The sequence below is a fragment of the Chryseobacterium gleum genome, assembly GCF_900636535.1.
In the GTDB taxonomy this organism is placed as follows: Bacteria; Bacteroidota; Bacteroidia; order Flavobacteriales; family Weeksellaceae; genus Chryseobacterium; species Chryseobacterium gleum.
This window is the reverse complement of sequence record NZ_LR134289.1, coordinates 788,949-810,933: the sequence shown is the minus strand read 5'-3', so window position 1 is coordinate 810,933 and position 21,985 is coordinate 788,949. Positions and strand designations below refer to the sequence as shown.

The window sequence follows — 21,985 nt, the reverse complement described above, 5'->3', positions numbered from 1 at the left end:
CTAAAATCTTATAGTATGAAAAATCAAAGAAGACCTCCTTTTTTCGGAGAAACAGTGGTTATTACAGGAGCATCAAGCGGAGTTGGTAAAGCCACAGCAGAGGCTTTTGCAGAACAGGGTGCAGACCTTGTTCTGGCAGCAAGAGGTGAAGACGCACTTAAAGAGACAGCAGAATTATGCAGAAAGCTCGGGGCTACTGTAATTGCAGTACCTACCGATACTTCCGTAGCTGAAGATGTTCAGAATCTTGTCAAACAAGCCCTTGAATTCAGTGGCAAAATTGATTATTGGGTAAATAATGCGGGAGTTTTGGCATTTGGTAAATTTGAGGAAATTCCGGTAGATGTTACAGACCAGATTGTTAAAACAAATCTCTTAGGATACATGCACGCAGCTCATGCGGTACTTCCTGTATTTAAAAAGCAAAAAAAAAGGAGTACTGCTCAATAATATTTCTATTGGCGGATGGATGCCGGCACCGTATGGAACAGCGTATACAGCCTCAAAATTCGGAGTTCGCGGTATGGTGGAAACATTACAGGGGGAGGTTTCAGATTTTCCGGATATTCATATCTGTGCATTGTATCCCGGTTTTCAGAAATCTTCGGGAATAGAGCATGCTGCCAATTATTCAGGAATAAAACTGAGTACCCCTCCACCCTCTTTTGATCCCCGGAAACTGGCTTCTGCAATTGTAAAGACCGCTAAAAATCCAAAAGAAGTCATCTATCCGGACTGGTCTGCCATTGTATTTAAAAATTTATATGAAATGGTTCCTGGAATCATCCGTTATGTCTCTTCAGCAGGAATGCGTATGGTAATGAAAAATGCTAATAAGGATAATAAAACGGGAGGAAATGTTTTAGAGCCCTCCGAAGGTAATATGGGAATAGACGGAAAAACATTGTTTTCCTTTCCTAAAAAAACTTTGCTATGGGCAGGTGCCGGACTCATAGGAGCAATGGCTGCAGGCTTACTTTTATCAGGAAAATCAAACAAAATAGAATCATCATAAACAGGAAAAATCTGACAAGATAAAGGTTGAAAAACCTGCTTTTGGCTGTTTTTTGTAAGATATTTCATAAATTTACGGAGCTGTATCTGTTTCATAGCAGCATAAAAATGTTTCCAAGGTGAAAATTCACAACAAAAAAAAGTACCTGAGCTTCCTTAAATTTAAAAGAGATTTCCAGAAATACGGATTGGAAAAAGCACGCAGTTATGAGCTTATTCTGCATTGGCTGAACAACAGACTGAGCAGGAACCAGTTTCTTGTGCTTTCCGGGATTCTTGTAGGCTGTACGGCCGGCCTCGCAGGAGTGATTCTTAAAACTCTGGTACACAATATTCATTATTTTATTACCAATAAAGTACATTTTGAATATCAGATTTTATTCTATATCGTTTTTCCTTTTTTAGGGATTGTCCTGACTACCATGATTGTTCTGACACTTTTCAAAGGGCAGGACCGTAAAGGAATAGGAGCTATTTTGTATGAGATTGCACAGAATTCCAGCATTGTGGCTTCCGTTAAAATGTATTCCCAGGTGATACAGAGTGCTGTTACCGTGGGATTGGGTGGATCTGCAGGACTGGAGAGTCCCATTGCCGTTACCGGAGCTGCTATTGGTTCAAACTATGCGCAAACCTACAGGCTAAGTTATAAAGAACGTACTTTGCTGCTGGCAGCTGGTGCTACTGCCGGGATTGCTTCAGCATTTAATGCGCCAATTGCAGGGATCATGTTTGCTTTTGAAATTCTTCTAACCGGAGTAGTTTTTACAGACTTTATTCCTTTGGTAGTTGCAGCAGTCTGCGGAAGTCTCTTGTCAAGAATTTTACTTCAGGAAGATGTGCTTTTCAGGTTTTATACCAGAGATGCCTTCAATTATAAAAATGTTCCCTACTATCTTATTTTAGGGATTGTTACAGGTTTATATGCCCGTTATTTTGTGGTTATTTCTCAAAAAGTGGAACATTTCATAAAGGGACTTCAGCTTTCAAGAATGCGTAAAGCGATGTTTGGAGGCGCTGTTCTTTCGCTGTTATGCGTTTTGTTTCCACCTTTATTCGGGGAAGGGTATGAAACCGTGAAAGCCTTTACAAACGGGAATACCTACTCTATTATTGAAAACAGTTTTTTCAGATATTTTGAAATCGGTGACTGGACGATTATCATATTTTTAGTTCTGGTTCTGCTTTTAAAAGGTTTTGCTACTTCTTTTACCATATTCAGTGGTGGAAACGGAGGGAATTTTGCCCCGTCTCTTTTTGCCGGCGGAACTTTAGGGTATTTGTTTGCACTGGTATGCCAGCATCTGGGATTTACAGATGTTCCTGTGACCAATCTTGTTCTGGTTGGAATGGCCGGAGCAATGAGCGGTGTACTGTATGCCCCGCTTACTGCAATATTTCTGATCGCAGAATCCAGTTTCGGATATGATTTGTTTATCCCGCTAATGATTGTTTCCGTGATATCTTATCTTATTGCCAAATGGTTCTCACCAATTTCTCCGGAACTGAAATCTTTGGCAGATCAGGGAAAAATATTCACCAATAAACATGATAAAAACCTGCTCTTTGCTTTAAGAACGGAGGATTTTATTGATCAATACTCTCAGACCATCAATCAGAATGCTTCGGTTACGGAACTGTTTGAAATGGTAAAGAACGGAGATAAAAATATTTTCGCTGTTGTAGATGACAGCAGAAAGCTGAAAGGAGTGCTTACCCTGGACGATATAAGACCTTATCTCTTTAATAAAGAAATAGAAACTTCCCAATCGATCACTCAGATTATGAAAGCACCACCGGCAGTTCTTCACCGTGAAAATAAGCCACTGGATATTCTCCAGACTTTTGATGATACCGGTGTCTGGAATCTTCCGGTAGTGAGTGAAAATAATGATTTTATAGGATTTATTTCTAAATCATCTATATTGATGAGCTACAGACAGCTTCTGAAAGAATACTCTGATTAAATATTGACGTACAATATGACACCTGAAGAACTCAATTCCTCTCCTCTGAATTCAAAGGATTTTGACAGGGTGGTAAGCATGGTCGAATAACAAAAAATCCGTTCAATAGCTGAACGGATTTCTTTTTAATCTATAATGAAAGTCGAAAAAATTAGTTGCTTGCGTTATTGAGCAGATCAATATCTTCCTGATCCAAAACAAGCTTTGGCGCATTGAATACTGTTTCCAGCTGTGATGCACTCGTAGCACTTACAATAGGTGCTGTGATCAATGGATTCGATAACAGCCATGCCAGGGAAACGGTTCCCTGTGTGGTATTATGCTTGGCACTTACCTGGTCCAAAGCCTTTAAAACATCAAGTCCTTTATCATTTAAATATTTTCTTACCCCTTCACCTCTCGCACTTTTTGCAAGATCTGCTTCCGTACGGTATTTACCTGTTAAAAAGCCAGCTGCCAGAGACCAATATGGAAACACACTTAAATCAAACTGATCCGCCAAAGGGGCATAGTTTTGCTCAAAACCTTCTCTTTCCACCAGGTTATAATGAGGCTGCAATGCAACATATTTAGGAAGATTATTCTTTTCTGCCGCGTCAAATGATGCTTTCAGACGTTCCGGAGACAGATTGGAAGCTGCAATATACCGTACTTTTCCTGCTTTAATAATCTCATCATAAGCGGACAGCGTTTCTTCTACCGGAGTGGTATCGTCATCAAAATGGGTATAATAGAGATCAATATGATCCGTCTGAAGTCTCTGCAGTGACTCATCTACGGATTTTAAGATATGCTTTCTGCTGATATCAAAGCCATGTTCTTTTGTTTGTGAACCTACTTTTGTTGCCAAAACAATATCGTTACGGTTGTTACGGCTTTTCATCCATTTTCCGATAATTTCTTCAGACTGTCCGCCTTTCCCGTTCACCCACCATGAATAAGTATCTGCCGTGTCTATAAAGTTGAATCCTGCTTCTGTAAAACGGTCCAGTATATCAAATGACTGCTTCTCATCCAGCGTCCATCCAAAAACATTCCCTCCGAAATTGATTGGGGCAATCGTTAAATCAGTGTTTTTGATTTTTCTTTTTTCCATAAAAATAATTTTACTAAGTGACTGCTAAGGTAGGAAATATTAAATCTGAAGAATATTTAAAATAGCCATTTTCTCTATAGTTATTATGAATGAAAATGCTGATGTTTACTAAGTTTTTTTGCCTATTATCTGTTGGAGAACGCAAAGACGCAAAACCTTACTCGTAATGATGCTATAAGGCGCAAGGATTTTATCGCAGATACAACTGTATACCGTACAATGGATGGATACTTGCTGAAAATCTTTGATTTTCATACGTCTTAAATGCATGATCATTTCATAAATCTTTGCCTCTCTGCGTTTTCCGATAAAAATATAGTTATTTTTCAACCTGTGGAATCTCAATGGCCATAAGCTGAAGTTGATATTCTTGTAATTGGTGATTGATAACAGATAATCCGTTTCTGAAGTGTGAAGAATTTTTAAAAAGCTCCTGATAGTATTTTATCCCTTCAAGTACATTTTTCCTGAAAGTATTCCACTTCTTGGTTTGCGAATGGGTGATCTGTACTGATGAATCTGTAATTTCCTTTCTCAGATATTCCACGTACATTTTCAGTTCATTAATAAACATATTCGGACGTTGGTTATCGGGAAGAATATTCGTATTTCCGTAAATATGTTTTACCATATCTGAAAGGGAAACCTCCTTATCAAAAAAGGCAATATTGGGTCCTGGACATATCACAACGCCTTGTTTTTCACCTTTGATTTCAAGATTTTGTTCCATATAAGCAGCGTTTACCAAACCTACACAGAGACACGCCTTATCGGTGATTGCAGCCTTTCTTTTTTCAAATTCTGCCTCTGTCAGCGTTTCTTTTTCAGCATAAAGTTCTTTCAGTTTGATATCCTGATATTTTCTGGAGGCTGTACAGGTTCCTTCCGGAGAAAATTCTTTACTCAAAGCGAGGAGCTTTTTAGGACATGAACTTCCGTATTTGCCTTTTGATTCTTTTTCGTATTTCAGTTTTTCATTGGAGGTTCCTTTTACCGTATTGAAAGGCACTCCCAATGGAGAAATATTGCTCAGATAGAAATCCTGTTCTTTTGATTGTAAAAGCAGATTACGGGTTTCAGCATCTACAGAAGTAGCTTCAGGTACCAGTAAAAAAGGTGATCCCCAACCTACGCTGTCAACATGATAATTCGCCAATAAAAACTCATGTTCTTCGGAAGTACCTACTCCACCCTGAACCGTAATTTTCATTTCTAAAGGCCCGGATATTACAGGCTTCCCTTTTTGTTCTAAAGCAGTGATCATTAAGGAATGGGCAGATTGTATCAAATCATTTTTTTTCTGCTTGAATTCTTCCATAATCGGTCCGAGAAGCATTCCTTCGGTAGCAAAGGCATGGCCTCCACAATTCAGTCCGGACTCTATCCTGTATTCTGAAACCCACAATCCTTTTTTAGCCAGGAAATTTCCCTGGATCATGGCAGAACGGAAGTCACTTACTTTAAGGATGATTTTCTTTTTGATCTTTCCGTTTTCATCCGGGAAAAAATCTTCAAATTCTTCCATATAGCTATATAGGCGGGGATTCATTCCTGCAGAAAGTACGACTGATGATGAAAGCTTGCTTCTGGCAAATCCCCGAAGTGAAGCGTGAGCGTCGTTATACATGACCGGGAGCTGTTCGTTCTGATGATAATTATCCTTATCTACTTTCGTCATGATATTGACATCAATACTTCCGGGATTTAAATTGGATTCAATGAAACTTTTAATCTGGGAACTCCAGTTGTCTTTCTGATGGATAAGGCTTTGAAGGCTGTTTTTGAGGTCTGAAGTATTGGGAAGCATAGCCATAAAGTCTTTCAATGCCTCTTTATTTCTGCTGATTTCCTGTTTGAAAGATTCAAATTTTTCATTCACGATATCATCTACCATATCCAGATAGGCAGTAATTCTTCTGGCTCTGTAATCCTCAGTTTTTGTGGAGATACCGAAATAGTCAAGATTGAACTTTTTATTGTAAAAGTTCTTCATCTTCTCAAGGATTTCATCATCAATGATGGAGATCACAGAAGATATTCCATACTGCGCAACACGAATCGGGCTGTCTATTGTATAAGCCAGTCCCATCACCGGAATATGGAAATTGTGCAAAGGTTTTTTTGTCATAAAGTTTTGATAAAAATTCTTTTTATTTATCTAAAAATCCTTTACAACTATTCACTGCCATAAAAATATTATTTTAAAATGAATTATGCGTTAAATAACATTTTGTAATATAATAAACATGTCAAATGTCATTTTTTAAGTAAAGAACTGCGACTTTGTCACTGAAATTTTATAAAACAAAAAGACCAATCTTTCGATTGATCTTTTGTTAATGGTATTATATTATTTAAAGCTATTCCGCTTTGTTTTTAAGCATCATCAGAAGGCTGTAAGCTCCTTTCTGTACAATTTTCTTATCCTTTAAGACATCAGCTTTTAAGATTTCCGTAAACTGATCATCTGAAATTCCGACTGCCACAGGAATCATTTTATAACCGGATTTTCCAAGGTCTTCAAAAACATAATTTTTGTTTTCAAAAGAAACCACGGCCTCGTTAGGAAGTCCCATTGTGTAGCGGCTGCTGATATTGACTTCGGCATTAACATACATTCCTTTTACAAATTCAGTATTCACAGATGATAATCTGGCTACTGCAGTTGCAGAACCTCCGTTTTCAATACTTGGAACTACACTGATAATCCTGGCATTTGACTTCACACCCGGATTCTGATTGTTGTAGACCAGGATCTCCTGCCCGACTTTCACATCATTTACATCATTTTCAAAAACCTTTAATTCCAACAATAATCCGGATGGATTAATCAGCTCAAATAAAGTATCTGCCGGATTGATATATTGTCCGTTACTGACAAGGATTTTGCTTACAAAACCTGTAAACGGAGCGTAGATATTGATTTTACTTCTGATATTTCCCGTACTTAGTCCTTTGGCATTAATTCCAATAATTCTGAGCTTTTCCTCGAGGCCTTTTAACGTAGCATTCAGAGTGGAATATTCTGCCTGAGCGGTCTGCATGGTCTTATCGCTACTGGCTTTGCTGGTATTCAGATCTTTCTGACGGTTGAAGTTCAGTCTTGCGGCTTCCAGTTGAGCTTTTGTCACCAGATAATCCTGCTGTAGCTGTATAAATTGCGGATCCTCTACCACAGCAAGCACCTGTCCTTTGCTGAAATGGCTTCCGTTAATCACATTAATAGACTTGATGTGTCCGCCCATGATGCTGGAAACCAAACTGATGTGAGACGGCGCAATTTCTACTTTCCCGTTCAGTTTCATCAGCTTTTCCATATTTCTGTCCTGAACTGTGGTGGTTGTCAATCCTACAGACTGAATCTGTTTTTCAGTCAGATGAACTGTATTTTCATTGTTCTTGGTAAATTTTGTGTTTTCGTAAACCGTTTTTTCTTCCTCTTTCTTTGAACATGAAGCTACAGTGAGAATTAGAGCAAGGCTGTATAGAGATATATTCTTGAAATGCATGACGTAGTTATTTTGAAATTAAGAATTGAAGTTCTGCTCCTGTCTGATTGAGCTTTTCCAGCTGGTCAATATAATCTGCTTTGGTTTTTACGGCCTGGTTCACCAGGATTACCCAATCCAGATAATCAATTTCCCCCACTTCCATCTGTTTCTGTGCTGTTTTTAAAATCGTGTCAGATTTTGGAAGCTGTTTTTGTTCATAATTTTCAATGATCCGCTGTTGATTCATATAATTGGCCAGCTGCTGCTTTAACCTGTTTTTAAGTTCAATTTCTTTTCTTTGGTACTGATTTTCGGAGATGGCAATTTTTGCCTGTGCTGCTTTTGCCAAAGCTCTTTGCCCTTTTGTAAATAAAGGAATTCCTACACCCACCTGAACGGAGTTGAAACGGTTATTGTTGATGTTTTTCATACTTTGATTGGTATATCCCACCAGGAGATCCGGAAGCAGTCTGCTTTTTTCCAGCTGTACTTCTGCTTCTCCTACTTTGATCTGTTGCTGCAGATATTGAAGTTCAGGATGCTGCTTTACCATTTCTTCAGAGATCTGAAGACCCAAATTGATCGTTGGTTGATCAGCTATGGGCTGGTAAGGAACCTCTGACTGAAGTAACAGCTGAAGCTGAAGTTTTGCGATGTTCAGGTCATTTTCAAGAGTATTAAGCTGAACTTTTACCTGCTCTTTCTGGATTTCTGCTGTGGATTCTTCCAGAATGTTGGCTTCCCCTTTTTTTAATCTTAATCCGGCTTTATCGGCAAAATTATTGTACAGCTGGCTGATATATTCCAGCACTTTTTTCTTTTCCTGAAGAACCAATATTCTGTAGAAAACATCTGTCACTTCTTTGGTAAGCTGTGTCTTTGTCAGATTCTGACTGATAATACTGGCAGACCATTCGGCATCCAGCATCTGCTTTCTTTTTGAATATACCGTCGGAAAGCTGAATCGCTGAGAAATTCCGAATGAATTATCGGTTTCCTCACCCTGAATCTGCCCAAACCCTCCGGTAACTTCCATCTGGGGAATATTCAGGTAGCTGGCTTTCAGTTTTTCCTGATAATCGGATACTAATTTTGAATTTTTAAGAGTACCATTTTGCTGGTATGCTTTTTCCAGAGCCTGGTCATAAGTAATATTTTCCTGAGCCTGATAGCTTCCAAAGGAGATCATCAGTAAGAAAACAGACAGTTTTTTATAGTTGGGTTTTTTAGAGAATTTCATTTTATCTTTATTAATATGTTCAAACAGGACGTACAGAATAGGAAGTACAAACAAGGTTAAAAGGGTTGCCAGCATTAAACCGCCGATTACTACAGTTGCTAAAGGTCTCTGTACTTCCGCTCCCGCGCCATTGCTGATGGCCATAGGAAGGAACCCTAAAGAAGCTACAAAAGCTGTCATCAAAACCGGGCGAAGCCTGATTTTTGTTCCTATCAGTACAATTCTGCTGGTATTGGTTATTCCGTTCTTTTTCAATCGGTTAAATTCTGATATCAAAACAATTCCATTAAGTACTGCAACACCGAATAATGCTATAAACCCTACGCCTGCACTGATACTGAATGGCATCCCTCTCAACGCCAGAAAATAAACCCCTCCGATAGCAGACAAAGGAATGGCAGTGTAGATCAGCAAGCTGTGTTTTACAGAACCGAAAGCAAAGAATAACAATAGGAAAATCATTACTAATGAAATTGGAACGGCAACTCCAAGTCTGGCTTTAGCTTCATTCAGATTTTCAAAAGCACCGCCGTACGAAACCGTATATCCCGGTGAGAGTTTAAGGCTTTTACCGGCTTTTTGCTGAAGTTCTTCCACGATACTCTGAACATCTCTTCCTCTTACGTTGAAACCTACAATGATTCTCCTTTTCGTATCTTCTCTCTGAATCTGGTTCGGACTGTTTTTAAATTCTACTTTAGCCAGTTGTGACAACGGAATCTGTTCTCCCGAAGTAGTAGGAACCAGAAGATTTTGAATGCTTGTAATATCTTTTTTATGCTCATTATCCATCCGGACAACGATGTCAAATTTCTTTTCACCTTCATATAAAGCGCCTGCGGTCTGGCCTGCAAAAGCCATGTTGATCACTCTGTTGATATCTGCTACTGAAATATTATAACGGGACAGTTCAGAACGGTTATAGTCAATAACCACCTGCGGAGCACCTACCACGGGCTCAATATAAAGATCCTGGGCACCTTTTACGGTATTGATGATGCTTCCCATCTTTTTTGCATACGAAGCAAGACTGTCCAGGTCTTCACCATAAATTTTGCAAACCACATCCTGTCTTGCTCCCGTCATCAGCTCATTGAAACGCATTTGTACAGGAAACTGGAAGCTGGTTGTCAATCCCGGAATAACGCTTAATGCCTTACTCATTTTATCGGAAAGCTCCGGAAATGTTTTGGCAGATGTCCATTCCTTTTTAGGCTTTAAAACAATGATAATATCCCCTGCATCCATGGGCATGGGTTCTGTAGGAATTTCAGCACTACCGATTTTGGTCACTACTTTTTCTACTTCGGGAAACTGCGTTAAAAGAATATGCCCGGCCTGCGTAGTTGCTTTTTTTGTTTCGTTGATGTTGCTTCCCTGAAGGATTCTCATTTCAACAGCAAAGTCACCTTCTTCCAAAGACGGAATAAATTCTCCTCCCATTCTGGAAAGGGTAAAAACGGCACCTGCAAAAAGGATCAACACACTCAGGATTATTGTTTTTCTGTATTTAAGAGCTTTCATCAGGAGCTTCTGGTGTCCTGTTTCCACTTTACCCATCACACGGTCTGAGATGTTTTCTTTTTCTTTCTTTTTTCTGCTTAATACCAGAGAACTCATCATCGGAATATAGGTCAGAGAAAGGATAAATGCACCGATCAGCGCAAAAGCAACCGTCTGTGCCATAGGCTTGAACATCTTTCCTTCAATCCCCTGAAGTGTAAAGATCGGGAGATACACAATTAAAATAATGATCTGTCCGAAAACAGCGCTGTTAACCATCTTGGTAGCCGAGCCTGAAACCTGATCATCCATTTCCCTTTTGCTGAGCATATTGTCTTTTCCAAAGTGTTTTTTATGGGCGAGCTGGTGCAGTACTGCTTCTACGATGATAACGGCTCCGTCTACAATAAGTCCGAAATCAAGGGCTCCGAGACTCATAAGGTTTCCTCCAACGCCAAAGATATTCATCATGATGATGGCAAAAAGCATAGCTAAAGGAATTACAGAAGCAACCAGTAATCCTGCTCTGAAGTTTCCTAAAAATAAAACAAGAATGAAAACGACAATCAGCGCACCTTCCATCAGGTTTGTTTTTACCGTACTGATCGTATTGTTTACCATTTTAGCACGGTCAAGGAAAGGTTCAATTACGACTCCTTCCGGTAATGATTCCTGAATCTTTTCCAGTCTTTCTTTAATATTCCCGATCACGACATTGGCATTCTCTCCTTTCAGCATCAGGACGATAGCTCCGGAGACTTCTCCTGTGTCATTATAAGTCATAGCGCCATACCTTGTCGCATAACCGATCTTTACGGAGGCTACATCTTTGATATGCACCGGAATTCCTTCCTGGGTTTCCGCTACCTGAATTTTTCCGATATCTTCAGTGCTTCCCAAAAGCCCTTCACTCCGGATAAACAAAACAGTTTCCTTCTTTTCGATATAAGCACCTCCCGTATTCTGATTGTTTTTCTCCAGCGCAGCAAAAACATCATTGATATTGATATTAAATGCCTGAAGCTGATTGGGATTAATGGCAATTTCGTATTGTTTCAGCTTTCCTCCGAAACTGCTGACATCCGCCACTCCTTTGGTTCCCAGAAGCTGTCTTCTGACCACCCAGTCCTGGATTGTCCTAAGTTCCGTTTCATCATATACATTTTCATAGCCTTTTTTGGCTCTTACCACATACTGGAAAATTTCCCCCAATCCTGTTGAAATGGGTCCTAATTCCGGTTTGCCAATTCCGGCTGGTATATTGTCCTGGACGAGCTGTAAACGTTCCTGAACCTGCTGACGTGCCCAATACACATCGGTATTGTCATCAAAAACCACCGTTACTAATGAAAGTCCGAAACGTGAAAAGCTTCTTAATTCTGTAATTCCGCTGATGTTGCTGGTAGCCTGTTCGATAGGAAACGTAACAAGCCGTTCTATATCTGCTGCACCGTAAGAAGGCGCCGTTGTAATGATCTGAACCTGATTATTGGTGATATCCGGCTGAGCATCTATGGGAAGTTTAGTGGTTTCATAGACTCCAAAAAGTACAAGTCCCACTGTAAACAGAGCAATGATGAGTTTATTCTTTACAGAAAACTCAATAATTTTATTTAACATGAAAAAACTATTAATGGATAACCCGGCAGCAAAACGTTCTGAATGAAGTCTTTATTTATTCACAGACAGCGACTGAAAACCTTCCGGCTTTATCAGCATATCTTAGAAAATAAAGCCAGTAATACATCATAAACAACGTTATCATGCACAACAGGTTAAATTGATATGTAATAATAATTGGACTGCTTTAAAGCTAAAGCAGTTTCAGTATAGAATTAATTATGAAAGCCGTGGAGGCTGGAAAATCTGAGAAAGGTACTGATGGGAAAAATCTTTTTCCTTGTAGATACTGGTTTTCTTTGAAACCGTAATTTCTTTAGGTTTTTTTATTTCGAATGTCAGTTCCGGAAGCTGGGCATGTACAGTCAGTACAATAGGTGGATTGATAAAAGGCAGTTTCTGGTCTGTATCCCAGTCAGAATCCTGTTTGTGGTTATCATAATGCTCCATTACAAATTCTGAAAGACTTCCCTGGTATTCCATGAAGTGTTCAACAAACATAGGCACCTTCAGTACTTCCCCCGCATTGGTGGTAGCCAGTACATACATCATCGAACATAATATGGAAAACCATTTTAACATCAGTGCAAATATAGGGCTTAAATTTTTCCTGAAAAGGCTCTAGTATTAAATTTTTGAGAATTTTCTCCAGTTTAAAAATGGTTCAAATAAATAAGAAATAATGTTAGATTTACCAAACAAACATTAAAGTCTGGATTTCAGTCTGCTCAGTGTTTCCTGTGAAATATTAAGATAGGAAGCTACCATTTTATTAGAAAGGCGGCGTACAATAATCGGGTTTTCTTCCAGTAATTGTTTGTATTTTTCAAGAGCATCCTGCACCATAAAAGACATCAGCCTTTTGGTGTTGGCAATGCAGGCAATTTCAATATAAATTCTGTAAAATTTTTCCCACTGGGGAATAATGTCCAATAAATGATAAAAATCCTGATGGGTAATATAATAGACCTCCGAATCTTCCACAGCCTGGAGAAGCTCATCAGAAGGTTCTGAAGTAATAAAGGTATGAAGTGCTGTGGCAAACTGATTTTCAAAAGCAAAATATCTTGTAGAGTCCTGCCCCTCCTTATTAATATAAAATATCCGTAAACAGCCTTTTACAACAAAGAATGTTTTCTTAGGAGAATGAACATTGGTAACAAGAAGCTCGTTCTTTTTTAATTTGACAGGTTTGAAATAAGAAAGAATAACTTTCAATTCTTCATCTGTTATTGATATTTTGCTTTTAATATATGAAACTAATACGTCTTCCATTTATTTAAATCAGTCACAGCAAATTTAGCAATAAATATGTTAAAAAACTTACTGCTATTCCGGCTTCTTAGGTGCTTTCAGATGATTTTCCTTCTGCTTGCCCAGCTCTCCAATAGGAAGAGGCATACATCGCATGGGGATCCCATTTCAGGTTTGTTTTAAAATGGGTACGAAGCTCATGCACCGTTGTGTATTCTGCTGCGATATACACATATTCTTTCAGGGCTCCGGATGGAAACCGGACAGATTTAACTTTTTCTGAAAGCTGACTTCCGTTTTCAGGATGAGGATTGTGAAGCCATTCCACCGTAATATCTGCGGCAGAACACAGAATAAGCTCATCTTCCCTGCCTGCAACTTCCAATATGATTTTTGCTGTTACGTAAGAAGGAAGCTGCTCTGCTATGGCACAGATGACCGGCAATGCTGTAGCATCCCCGGCCAGGAGATAAAAATCAGCATGGGGAACTAAAGGTCTTGTACTTTCTTTCATCCCTATTTCCAGTATATCACCCGGATTGGCTTTCAGTGCCCAGGCAGAAGCCGGTCCGTTATCACCATGCGCTACAAAATCTATAATCAGTTCACGATTTTCCAGATCAATCTTTCTGTTGGTATATGTTCTGATAAAGGGAGCACTTCCCTCTTCAGCCGGTATAAATATTTTGTTGTTTGAACCGGAGCGTACATTAACCAATAATTCAGCCTGGTTATCATTTATTTTAAATACCACACGGATAAGGTGAGGCGTAAGATATTGTTTGTTTTTAACCATAAATGCAGAGCGTATTTTTTTTGTTTTCTCTGCCTGAGCAATTACAGAATTTTCCATTCTTATTTTTTATTAATTAATAGAATTACGATAGACACTATACAGCTGATGCCTCCGAAAAGATACACGGTCTGGTAATCAAACCAGCATGCGATTAACCCTGCAATGGGTCCTGCCAGTCCTAATGAAAGGTCAACAAAAGCCACATATGCTCCCAATGCTGTTCCTCTCATCTGAGGTTTTACTTTTTGAATGGCAAGAACTCCGAGCGCAGGAAAAACCAATGAAAATCCAACACCCGTCAATCCACATCCGGTAATGGCCAATGTTTTGGATGCAGACGTCCAGATCAGCAGCTGTCCTGCTACTTCAATGATCAGAGAAAGTAAAGCAATCGTAAAACCTCCGTATTTATCCGGAAAGGAAGCAAATAGAATTCTGGTCAGCACATAGCAAGCCCCGAAGACCATAAAGGCAAGTGAAGCATCACCCCAATTCTTCTGTGAGAAAAATAAAGCAATGAAAGAAGCAATACATCCAAAAGCCATTGATGAAAAAGCAAGGCTTAGTCCCTGTCCGGATATGGCACCAATTACCTTATAGAAAGGTGTTCGTATATGTTCTTTATCTACAGGAATAGAGGGAAGATTGGCGGTGGAAAGCCAGCTTATCACCGAAAGTAAGGCAATAAGGGCAAAAGCAGGCAGAATATCATATTCTTTACTTAGCCAGATGCTGATAGGTGCTCCGATTGCAATTCCTGCATACATGGCAATACCATTCCACGTCATTACTTTTCCTGAACTGGTATGTCCTACGAGCCCTATTCCCCAGGTTAATGCTCCTGTAACCAGGAAACTTTCACCTACCCCATGAATAATTCTTGCCAGTAAAAGAAAGATAAGTGCCAGCAGCGGATGAGCCTGGAATAATACCGCCAGTACATAAATAATACCGGCAATGACAGCTAGTATTACTCCCGACATTTTACTTTTCTTAGCGCCTTTTGTATCTGTGATTTTGCCGGAATAGGCCCGCGTTAAGAGTGTTGAAAGGAACTGAAGGCCAATGACAAGTCCCACCATTATACTTTCAAAACCTAAGCTGCTCTGAACAAACCTGGGAAGTACCCCCAAAGCAATTCCTATCGTCATGTAAACTCCGAATACCGAAATAATAATCGGAGCGGTCGCCTGGTAGAAATTAATAGTCTGCCCTTTTTCTAATGTTGTACTCATAAATTTTGTTTAAAATATTCGGGTGCAAAGGTCTCCGAACAGTTAACACAAAACTTTGATCTAGATCAAAAAAGGTACAGAGATTTTTAATCAAAATCTAAAAAACTATCAGTAAGTTGTTTCCATTGTATTTTGGCAACTCCGAACATTCCGGGAATGGCAATGAAAAGATTTCTTATTACATCAAAGAATTTCGCATTAAAATTGGGCCGTTCATTCCGTCCGTATACTGCTGCTTTCAGATGATCAGGATTTCTGGATATCATGAAGGTAGAAGTAGCTGCGGAACCATAAAAATGGGCAATATGACGGTTTTTTTTATCCTGGGGATTTATGGAAGGCCTGCAGGTCATGGATATACTTTCAGAAAAGCTGTCTTGGTAGAAACAAATATCTGTAACTTCTACCCAGTCATATCCTTTGGCGTCAGGTTCTCCCGGTCCCGGAATGTCAATCCGGATAAAATCACCTTTCTGAGGCTCCCGGTTGACCGCATTACCATCGGAATCGTATAATTTAAATGCTGCAAATGCTTTACCGCTATAACTTTCCCATTGATTCACTGAGAAAAATCTTTCTTTTAATATGGTAAATTTCAGCGGAATCAAATCCTGCCTGTATACTTTTCTGCTTTCCGTATCATGGAAACCTCCGGACTTTTGTGCAGGAACGCCTTTGAATATCTTTGGACTCATGTGATAAGGTTTTTAAGCAATTTAATGCAAAAACTATCCGGAATTTTATGAGCAGGGTCACAAAAAAGGTAAACGTTTGTTTGATTATTGGCTTACATAATCGGATTTTCAGGTGACAATCTCATTCAATCATTTCTTATTCTTTATAGAAAACCGGTCTACAATTCATATAACGGCGAATTACATTTTACCGGATATGTTTTTATAGTATTAATTCAGGAATCTTAAAGAAATTAAAAAAGAATTAGGGAATAATTATTTTTTCTAAAAAAGATTAATAAGGTTGAAAGTATTTCAAAAAGAGTAGTTTACAAGAATTGAAAACCTTATCGGTAACGATTTAGTTATGGTGCTTGTTGCACTCACTTTCATTTGATTACCTTGTAAATCAGTAGCAAATATACAAAAAAATAGGACGGTAATATTAATTTTCCGTCCTATTTTTTTATGTGTCTTTTTTTTATGTGTCATACAAAATTTTTGTAAATTTATTTCCACAGTTGCCCCCCACTACCGAAAAAAAATATTACCACAGTTGGGTTGAACTTGGGTAGTATTATCAATCAATGTTAGAAATTTTGTGTATTAATTCGGTGTAAACTGAATTTAAAGATTGATAACAACACAAAATTATTAGCTATGAAACATTCTTTACACACTATCATTTTAGAGATACATAATAAAGAAGATAAGATTTCATCGCAAAGTACAAGACTGATTGATGAGGCTTATCAAATGACTTTGTATCTGCAAGACCTTTTATTCGAGGTTAAAAAGCAAGTAATTGAAATGGGCTTTAAAAACGATGAGGAAGAAATACAATTTTTCCGAACTATTAAACCTCAAATCCTCGGGAAGCTGATTTACTATAATAAGGTTTACCGGATTGAAACTACCTGCCCCGTCAGCAATGGTAAAATGTATTTCAGCTATTTTTCGAGCCAATTAGCCAACCTGAAACGAGAATACATTGAGCATATTTGCAACTCCGACTTTTACAGGTATTATCGTTCAGGACGTACAGACCGTGACCATATTTATTTTAAACGGGGAAATATAAACTACCACGACGGGCTAAACAGTATAGTCTTTGAAATAGACCCCGAATTTTCTACTTTCTATGACTATAAAACAGCGAGGATTATCGCCAACGAATTACTCTACTCTTACCTACTTACCAAAATCAATCCTGACGAAAACCCCGATGCAATTTTTCAGAAGCCTGAAAGCTCCAAAGATATATTTTGGACGGAAAGCAAAAATGCACTTATTGAATTGATTTATGCCCTTTATGCTTCCGCTTCAATTTCTCACGGTAAAATCAGTATCCGAAAAATCAGTTTAATGTTTCAGGTTCTATTTGGGATTACGTTTGGCGACCTGCATCACTCATTCCACAAAATGAAAACCCGTAGCGGTTCCCGAACAACGTATTTAGACCAACTGAAAAATTCGTTAGAGGAATATATGGATAAAGACCTTTAGCCTTAATGCTGGTCTTTGTTCAAAGGCAGTACATCAATGGTGTACTGCCTTTTTGTTTGCCACGATTGTCAATATATAGCCCATTGGCTATTGACAGCAAATTCAAGCCTAAAACACCAAAATCCCGTGTAAGCCTTATAAAACAAGGATTTATCCCGATTGCAAAAATTTTCAAAAAACCGCAAAATCAATGGATATGCCTTGCCCGCCAAACACTGCCACCTTTTGCAATTTTGCATTGTGAACATTAAAGAGCAATGCGATGAAAATAATCACAATCGAAGAAGAAGCGTGGAAACAGCTTAACAGCCGTATCAACGCTATTGCGGACTACCTGAAAAGATTGGACGACACAAGCTATGATGATTTGTGGCTCAATAATCACGAGGTCTGCCAATACCTGCATATCAGCGAAAAAACTTTGTGGCGTATGCGTACCAAAGGCGAAATAACCTACTCCAAAATTTACGGGCAATACTTCTATACGATTGGAGCAATCAAGGATATGCTTAACGCCAATGCCGTACAAAGTAGCGATGAATATGTAGAGGAGCTTATGGCAAAGGGCAAAAGCTACATCGAAAAAGGCAGAAAACTGAAATCAGGCAAATAACAGGTATGAACCATTAAAAGTAAAAGCTATGAATATTGATAGAATGGAATTTTTGTCGTGGATGGAGCGGATAATGGATAGGCTGGATATGTTGAGTAACCATATAGACGATTTACAGAAGAAACGTAACAGCATAGACGGCGAGGAACTGCTCGACAATCAGGATTTATTGCAAATGCTGAAAATCAGCAACCGCTCCCTCCAGCGTTATCGTTCCATTGGCAAACTGCCCTATTATACGATAAGCGGAAAACTCTATTATAAGCTATCCGATGTACATCAGTTTATTCGAGAGAGCTTTAACCCTCCTACGGGTAAGTAAAACGCCAAACACTGCCTTTGAGTGCCAATGAGTGCCACTTCGGGTTATGCAGTAACCACTTCCTTTACTTTCGGCATTGAACTTTAAATTTTTCAGATTATGAGCGAAGAAACATTAAATCAACAGGAAGCACCCGAACAGGTTGCACAGGAAATACCTGAGCAACTTTCGGACGTGCTGTTAGTGCTGGATAAAGAGAAAATGAAAATCCAAGCCGTTAAGGGTATTGACAAGGACGGGAACTTAGAAACCGTTGACCCGACCAAGAAGAACCAATCCGACTTTTTACGAGTGGATAAACACGGAGATTTCATTTCCAACTTCTTCTCCAACTTTTGGCGACAGTTGAAAAACCCAACCCCGTTTGCATTCTTCAAAGTGGACGCAAATGAAGCCGTCGAAAAAGCAAAGCAATTTCAGAAACAGGTAGATACTCCTACGCCAGAGGGCAAAAAGGAAATGGAAAAACACGAGGTCAAGAATGAACCTAAAGAGGAACAAAAACAAGAAAATCAAAAAGATATGGCAACATCACAAACAACACAGGAAAAAAGCGAATACCGCTTTCAGCCTGAACAGGTCGATTGGCAAACAATGAACAATTTCGGAGTAAGTAAAGAGTATCTTGAAAAGAGGAATTTGCTTGAACCATTATTAAAAGGCTATAAAACACCCGAACTTTTAAATGTAAGTGTAAATTTTGGAGGCGTGGCAGTTCGTACCGATGCCCGTTTACAACTTCGGAACAACGAAAATGGCGAAACAGTAGTAATGGTACACGGTGTCCGAAATGCCCCCGAATTGAACAGAGAATTTTTCGGGCATAAGTTTACGGACGAAGACAAAAAAAACTTGCTCGAAACGGGAAATATGGGGCGTATTGTTGATTTGAAATACAAAACAGGAAACACCATACCGTCAATTATCCAAGTGGATAAACTTACCAATGAACTTGTGTCCGTGCCGTCGTCCTTTATCAGAGTGCCTGATAAAATTGGCGACAGGGAATTAACCGAGGCAGAAAAACAAACCGTACAAGAGGGTAAACCGCTTAGATTGGAGGGATTGATTTCTGAAAAAGGAACTCCTTATAACGTAACTGTACAATACAATATTGACACATACAGGCTGGATTTCAATTTTGATAACTCACAATCCAATAAACAGGCACAAAATAATCAGCAAAGCCAAGAGCCGAACCCTCTTACAGAATTTAGAGGTAAGGAACTGAATGAGGAGCAACGCAACAAACTCAAAGACGGTCAATCCGTATTCATTGAATTGACGGATAAAAAAAATCAACCCTACAACGGCTACATAACATTGAATAAACAAACCGACAAATTGTTCTTTGAGTTCCCCGATAAATACAAAGAACGGGTACAGGCTTCGGAAGCTCACAAAACACAAACAGAGGTCAATTCCAAAGGCAAAACCAATGAAGCCACCAAGAATATCAATGAGCCTCTCCAAAAAGGTCAGCAAAGACCAAAGAACGAAAAGCAACAGGAGCAACAGAATAAACCGAAAGCCCCTGCAAAATCAAGAAGTAGAAAAGTTAGTTAATTATGAAAACAGTTATCGCAGAAAAACCAAGCGTAGCAAGAGAAATCGCCAGCCTGTTAGGAGCTTCCGATAAAAAGGACGGTTATCTAACGGGCAACGGCTATTTTGTTACGTGGGCGTTCGGTCATTTAATTGGCTTAGGAATGCCCGAAGATTACGGGATTTCGGGGTTTGATAAGGCTTCATTGCCTATCCTCCCGAACCCGTTTATATTGACCGTGAGAAAGGTCAAAAAAGACAAAGGCTATCAAGCCGATACGGGAGCATTAAAGCAACTGAAAGTCATCAAAGAATTGTTCAACAAAAGCGACAGTATTATCGTCGCTACCGATGCCGGACGTGAGGGCGAGTTGATATTCCGGTATATTTACGAGTATCTGAAATGCCGTAAACCCTTTGAGCGGCTTTGGATAAGCTCGCTTACCGAAAAGGCAATCAAGCAAGGGTTTGACAGCCTGAAAGACGGCAAAGAATTTGACGGATTGTATCAGGCTGCACAAGGCAGAAGCCGTGCCGATTGGCTGGTGGGTATCAATGCCACACAAGCATTGAGTATATCCGCAGGCAACGGCATTTATTCTTTGGGTAGAGTGCAAACGCCTACATTGGCTCTGATTTGTAAACGCTATTTGGAAAACAAAAATTTCTCCATTAAGAAGTATTGGCAAATTCAGCTATTGCACCGCAAAGAGGATATTGATTTTAAAAGTATCTCAAAAACTAAATGGGACGAGCAAAAGTTAGCGGAAGATACATTAAGGTCAATTCAAAGACACGGCACTGCTACGGTTGTATCTGTGGAAAGCAAAAATACCACGGAGCAACCGCCCTTGCTTTTTGACCTTACAGGACTGCAAAAGGAAGCCAATAAAAAGCTCAACCTATCCGCCGACCAAACGCTCAATATCGCTCAAAGCCTGTACGAACAAAAATTTATTACCTACCCACGTACCGGAAGTAAATACATACCGGAGGATATGTGGGCAGAAATCCCCAATCTCGTAAGGGCTTTGCAGGACAACGATAATTTCAAGCAAGCGGTATCAAAATTAAAATGGGGTCGGTTTAATAAGCGAATTGTAAACGATTTGCGTGTAACAGACCACCACGGGTTACTCATAACCGACAAAATCCCGTCTGCTCTCAATGCGGACGAAACAAAGGTTTACAATATGATTGCCTTTCGACTGCTCGAAGCCATATCACAAGCCTGTGTAAAAGAAGTAACGGATATAGCGTTGGAAGTGTCGCACTATGATTTTACACTGAAAGGCTGTAAGATTTTAGAGGCTGGCTGGCGTTCCATAAAAGGCAATTTCTCGGACGAAGATACCGAACCTATACAGGATTTGCCCGAAGTGAAAAAGGGCGATGAGCTGAAAATCAAAGAAGCCTCCTGTTTGGAAAAGAAAACCAAACCGCCCGTATTGTTTACCGAAGCCGGACTATTGTCGGCAATGGAAAACGCAGGCAGGGAAATCGAGAACGAGGACGAACGGAAAGCCCTGCAACATATCGGTATCGGTACGCCAGCCACAAGAGCTGCGATAATCGAAACCCTGTTTACCCGTAATTATATCCAACGGGAAAAGAAAGCCTTAATCCCTACGGAGAAAGGATTGCAGGTATATGGATTAGTCAAAGACCGCAAAATTGCGGACGTGGCTATGACTGCCGAATGGGAATTGGCTTTGCAGAAAATCGAAAACAACGAAGTTGATGCACGGGTATTTCTACGGGAAATGGAAACCTACGCAAAGTCCATAACAGACGAATTGCTACAAACTTCTATTGCTAATGAGAACCTGCCTAAACTGACCTGCCCAAAATGCAAAAGCCAGCAACTGATTATCCGTGACAAGATAGTAAAATGCCCCGACGAACATTGTAATTGGGTACAGTTCCGCAGAGTTTGCGATGTACAGTTGAGTATAGCCGATATTACAAGCCTTGTCAATAACGGCAAAACTCCACTTATCAAAGGAATGAAAAGCAAGGCAGGTAAAAAGTTCGATGCCTATATCGTATTGAATGAGCAAGCCGAAAGTTCCTTTGAGTTTGAGAAACGCAAGAAGAAATAGCTATATT

15 protein-coding genes and 1 pseudogene are annotated in these 21,985 nt (G+C 39.4%); 7 read left to right on the top strand and 9 right to left on the bottom strand.

Going from position 1 to position 21,985, the window contains the following annotated elements; translation table 11 throughout:
• The first annotated feature begins 15 nt into the window (after positions 1-15).
• Positions 16-1,015, top strand: a pseudogene (locus tag EL165_RS26610) (SDR family oxidoreductase).
• Between the two features lie 118 nt (positions 1,016-1,133).
• Positions 1,134-2,981: a chloride channel protein gene (locus EL165_RS03715; RefSeq protein ID WP_002979389.1), complete on the top strand. Its 1,848-nt coding sequence runs from the start codon at positions 1,134-1,136 to the stop codon at positions 2,979-2,981.
• Positions 2,982-3,132: 151 nt separating this feature from the next.
• Here EL165_RS03715 and EL165_RS03710 read toward each other — a convergent pair whose 3' ends face one another.
• The 9 genes from EL165_RS03710 to EL165_RS03670 all read right to left on the bottom strand — a co-directional run bounded on the left by EL165_RS03710 (position 3,133) and on the right by EL165_RS03670 (position 15,911).
• Positions 3,133-4,077: an aldo/keto reductase gene (locus tag EL165_RS03710; protein ID WP_002979390.1), complete on the bottom strand. Its 945-nt coding sequence runs from the start codon at positions 4,075-4,077 to the stop codon at positions 3,133-3,135.
• A 319-nt stretch (positions 4,078-4,396) separates the two neighbouring features.
• Positions 4,397-6,205: an SHOCT domain-containing protein gene (locus tag EL165_RS03705; protein WP_002979391.1), complete on the bottom strand. Its 1,809-nt coding sequence runs from the start codon at positions 6,203-6,205 to the stop codon at positions 4,397-4,399.
• Positions 6,206-6,437: 232 nt separating this feature from the next.
• Entirely contained in the window at positions 6,438-7,586 is a 1,149-nt protein-coding gene (locus EL165_RS03700; protein WP_002979392.1) for an efflux RND transporter periplasmic adaptor subunit, read from the bottom strand.
• A gap of 7 nt (positions 7,587-7,593) precedes the next feature.
• The gene (locus EL165_RS03695; protein ID WP_002979393.1) at positions 7,594-11,931 is read right to left on the bottom strand and encodes a CusA/CzcA family heavy metal efflux RND transporter; all 4,338 of its coding nucleotides are present in this window, start codon (positions 11,929-11,931) and stop codon (positions 7,594-7,596) included.
• Between the two features lie 219 nt (positions 11,932-12,150).
• The gene (locus EL165_RS03690; protein WP_126358579.1) at positions 12,151-12,513 is read right to left on the bottom strand and encodes a hypothetical protein; all 363 of its coding nucleotides are present in this window, start codon (positions 12,511-12,513) and stop codon (positions 12,151-12,153) included.
• A gap of 123 nt (positions 12,514-12,636) precedes the next feature.
• The gene (locus EL165_RS03685) at positions 12,637-13,206 is read right to left on the bottom strand and encodes a Crp/Fnr family transcriptional regulator (protein ID WP_002979395.1); all 570 of its coding nucleotides are present in this window, start codon (positions 13,204-13,206) and stop codon (positions 12,637-12,639) included.
• A 67-nt stretch (positions 13,207-13,273) separates the two neighbouring features.
• Complete coding sequence (locus EL165_RS03680) at positions 13,274-14,038, bottom strand: siderophore-interacting protein (RefSeq protein WP_002979396.1); 765 nt, start codon at positions 14,036-14,038, stop codon at positions 13,274-13,276.
• Positions 14,039-14,040: 2 nt separating this feature from the next.
• Complete coding sequence (locus EL165_RS03675) at positions 14,041-15,216, bottom strand: MFS transporter (protein ID WP_002979397.1); 1,176 nt, start codon at positions 15,214-15,216, stop codon at positions 14,041-14,043.
• An 86-nt stretch (positions 15,217-15,302) separates the two neighbouring features.
• Positions 15,303-15,911, bottom strand: coding sequence for a hypothetical protein (locus EL165_RS03670; protein WP_002979398.1), 609 nt, complete (start codon positions 15,909-15,911; stop codon positions 15,303-15,305).
• 639 nt (positions 15,912-16,550) lie between these two features.
• Between EL165_RS03670 and EL165_RS03665 the strand changes: the two genes are divergently transcribed.
• The 5 genes from EL165_RS03665 (at position 16,551) to EL165_RS03645 (ending at position 21,978) form a co-directional block, all read left to right on the top strand.
• On the top strand, positions 16,551-17,396 hold the full coding sequence (locus EL165_RS03665) for an RteC domain-containing protein (RefSeq protein ID WP_002979399.1): 846 nt from the start codon (positions 16,551-16,553) through the stop codon (positions 17,394-17,396).
• 262 nt (positions 17,397-17,658) lie between these two features.
• Positions 17,659-18,009: a helix-turn-helix domain-containing protein gene (locus tag EL165_RS03660; protein WP_002979401.1), complete on the top strand. Its 351-nt coding sequence runs from the start codon at positions 17,659-17,661 to the stop codon at positions 18,007-18,009.
• A gap of 28 nt (positions 18,010-18,037) precedes the next feature.
• Entirely contained in the window at positions 18,038-18,331 is a 294-nt protein-coding gene (locus EL165_RS03655; protein ID WP_002979402.1) for a helix-turn-helix domain-containing protein, read from the top strand.
• Between the two features lie 99 nt (positions 18,332-18,430).
• The gene (locus tag EL165_RS03650) at positions 18,431-19,897 is read left to right on the top strand and encodes a DUF3945 domain-containing protein (protein WP_002979403.1); all 1,467 of its coding nucleotides are present in this window, start codon (positions 18,431-18,433) and stop codon (positions 19,895-19,897) included.
• A 2-nt stretch (positions 19,898-19,899) separates the two neighbouring features.
• Entirely contained in the window at positions 19,900-21,978 is a 2,079-nt protein-coding gene (locus EL165_RS03645) for a type IA DNA topoisomerase (protein ID WP_002979405.1), read from the top strand.
• The last annotated feature ends 7 nt before the right edge of the window (positions 21,979-21,985 follow it).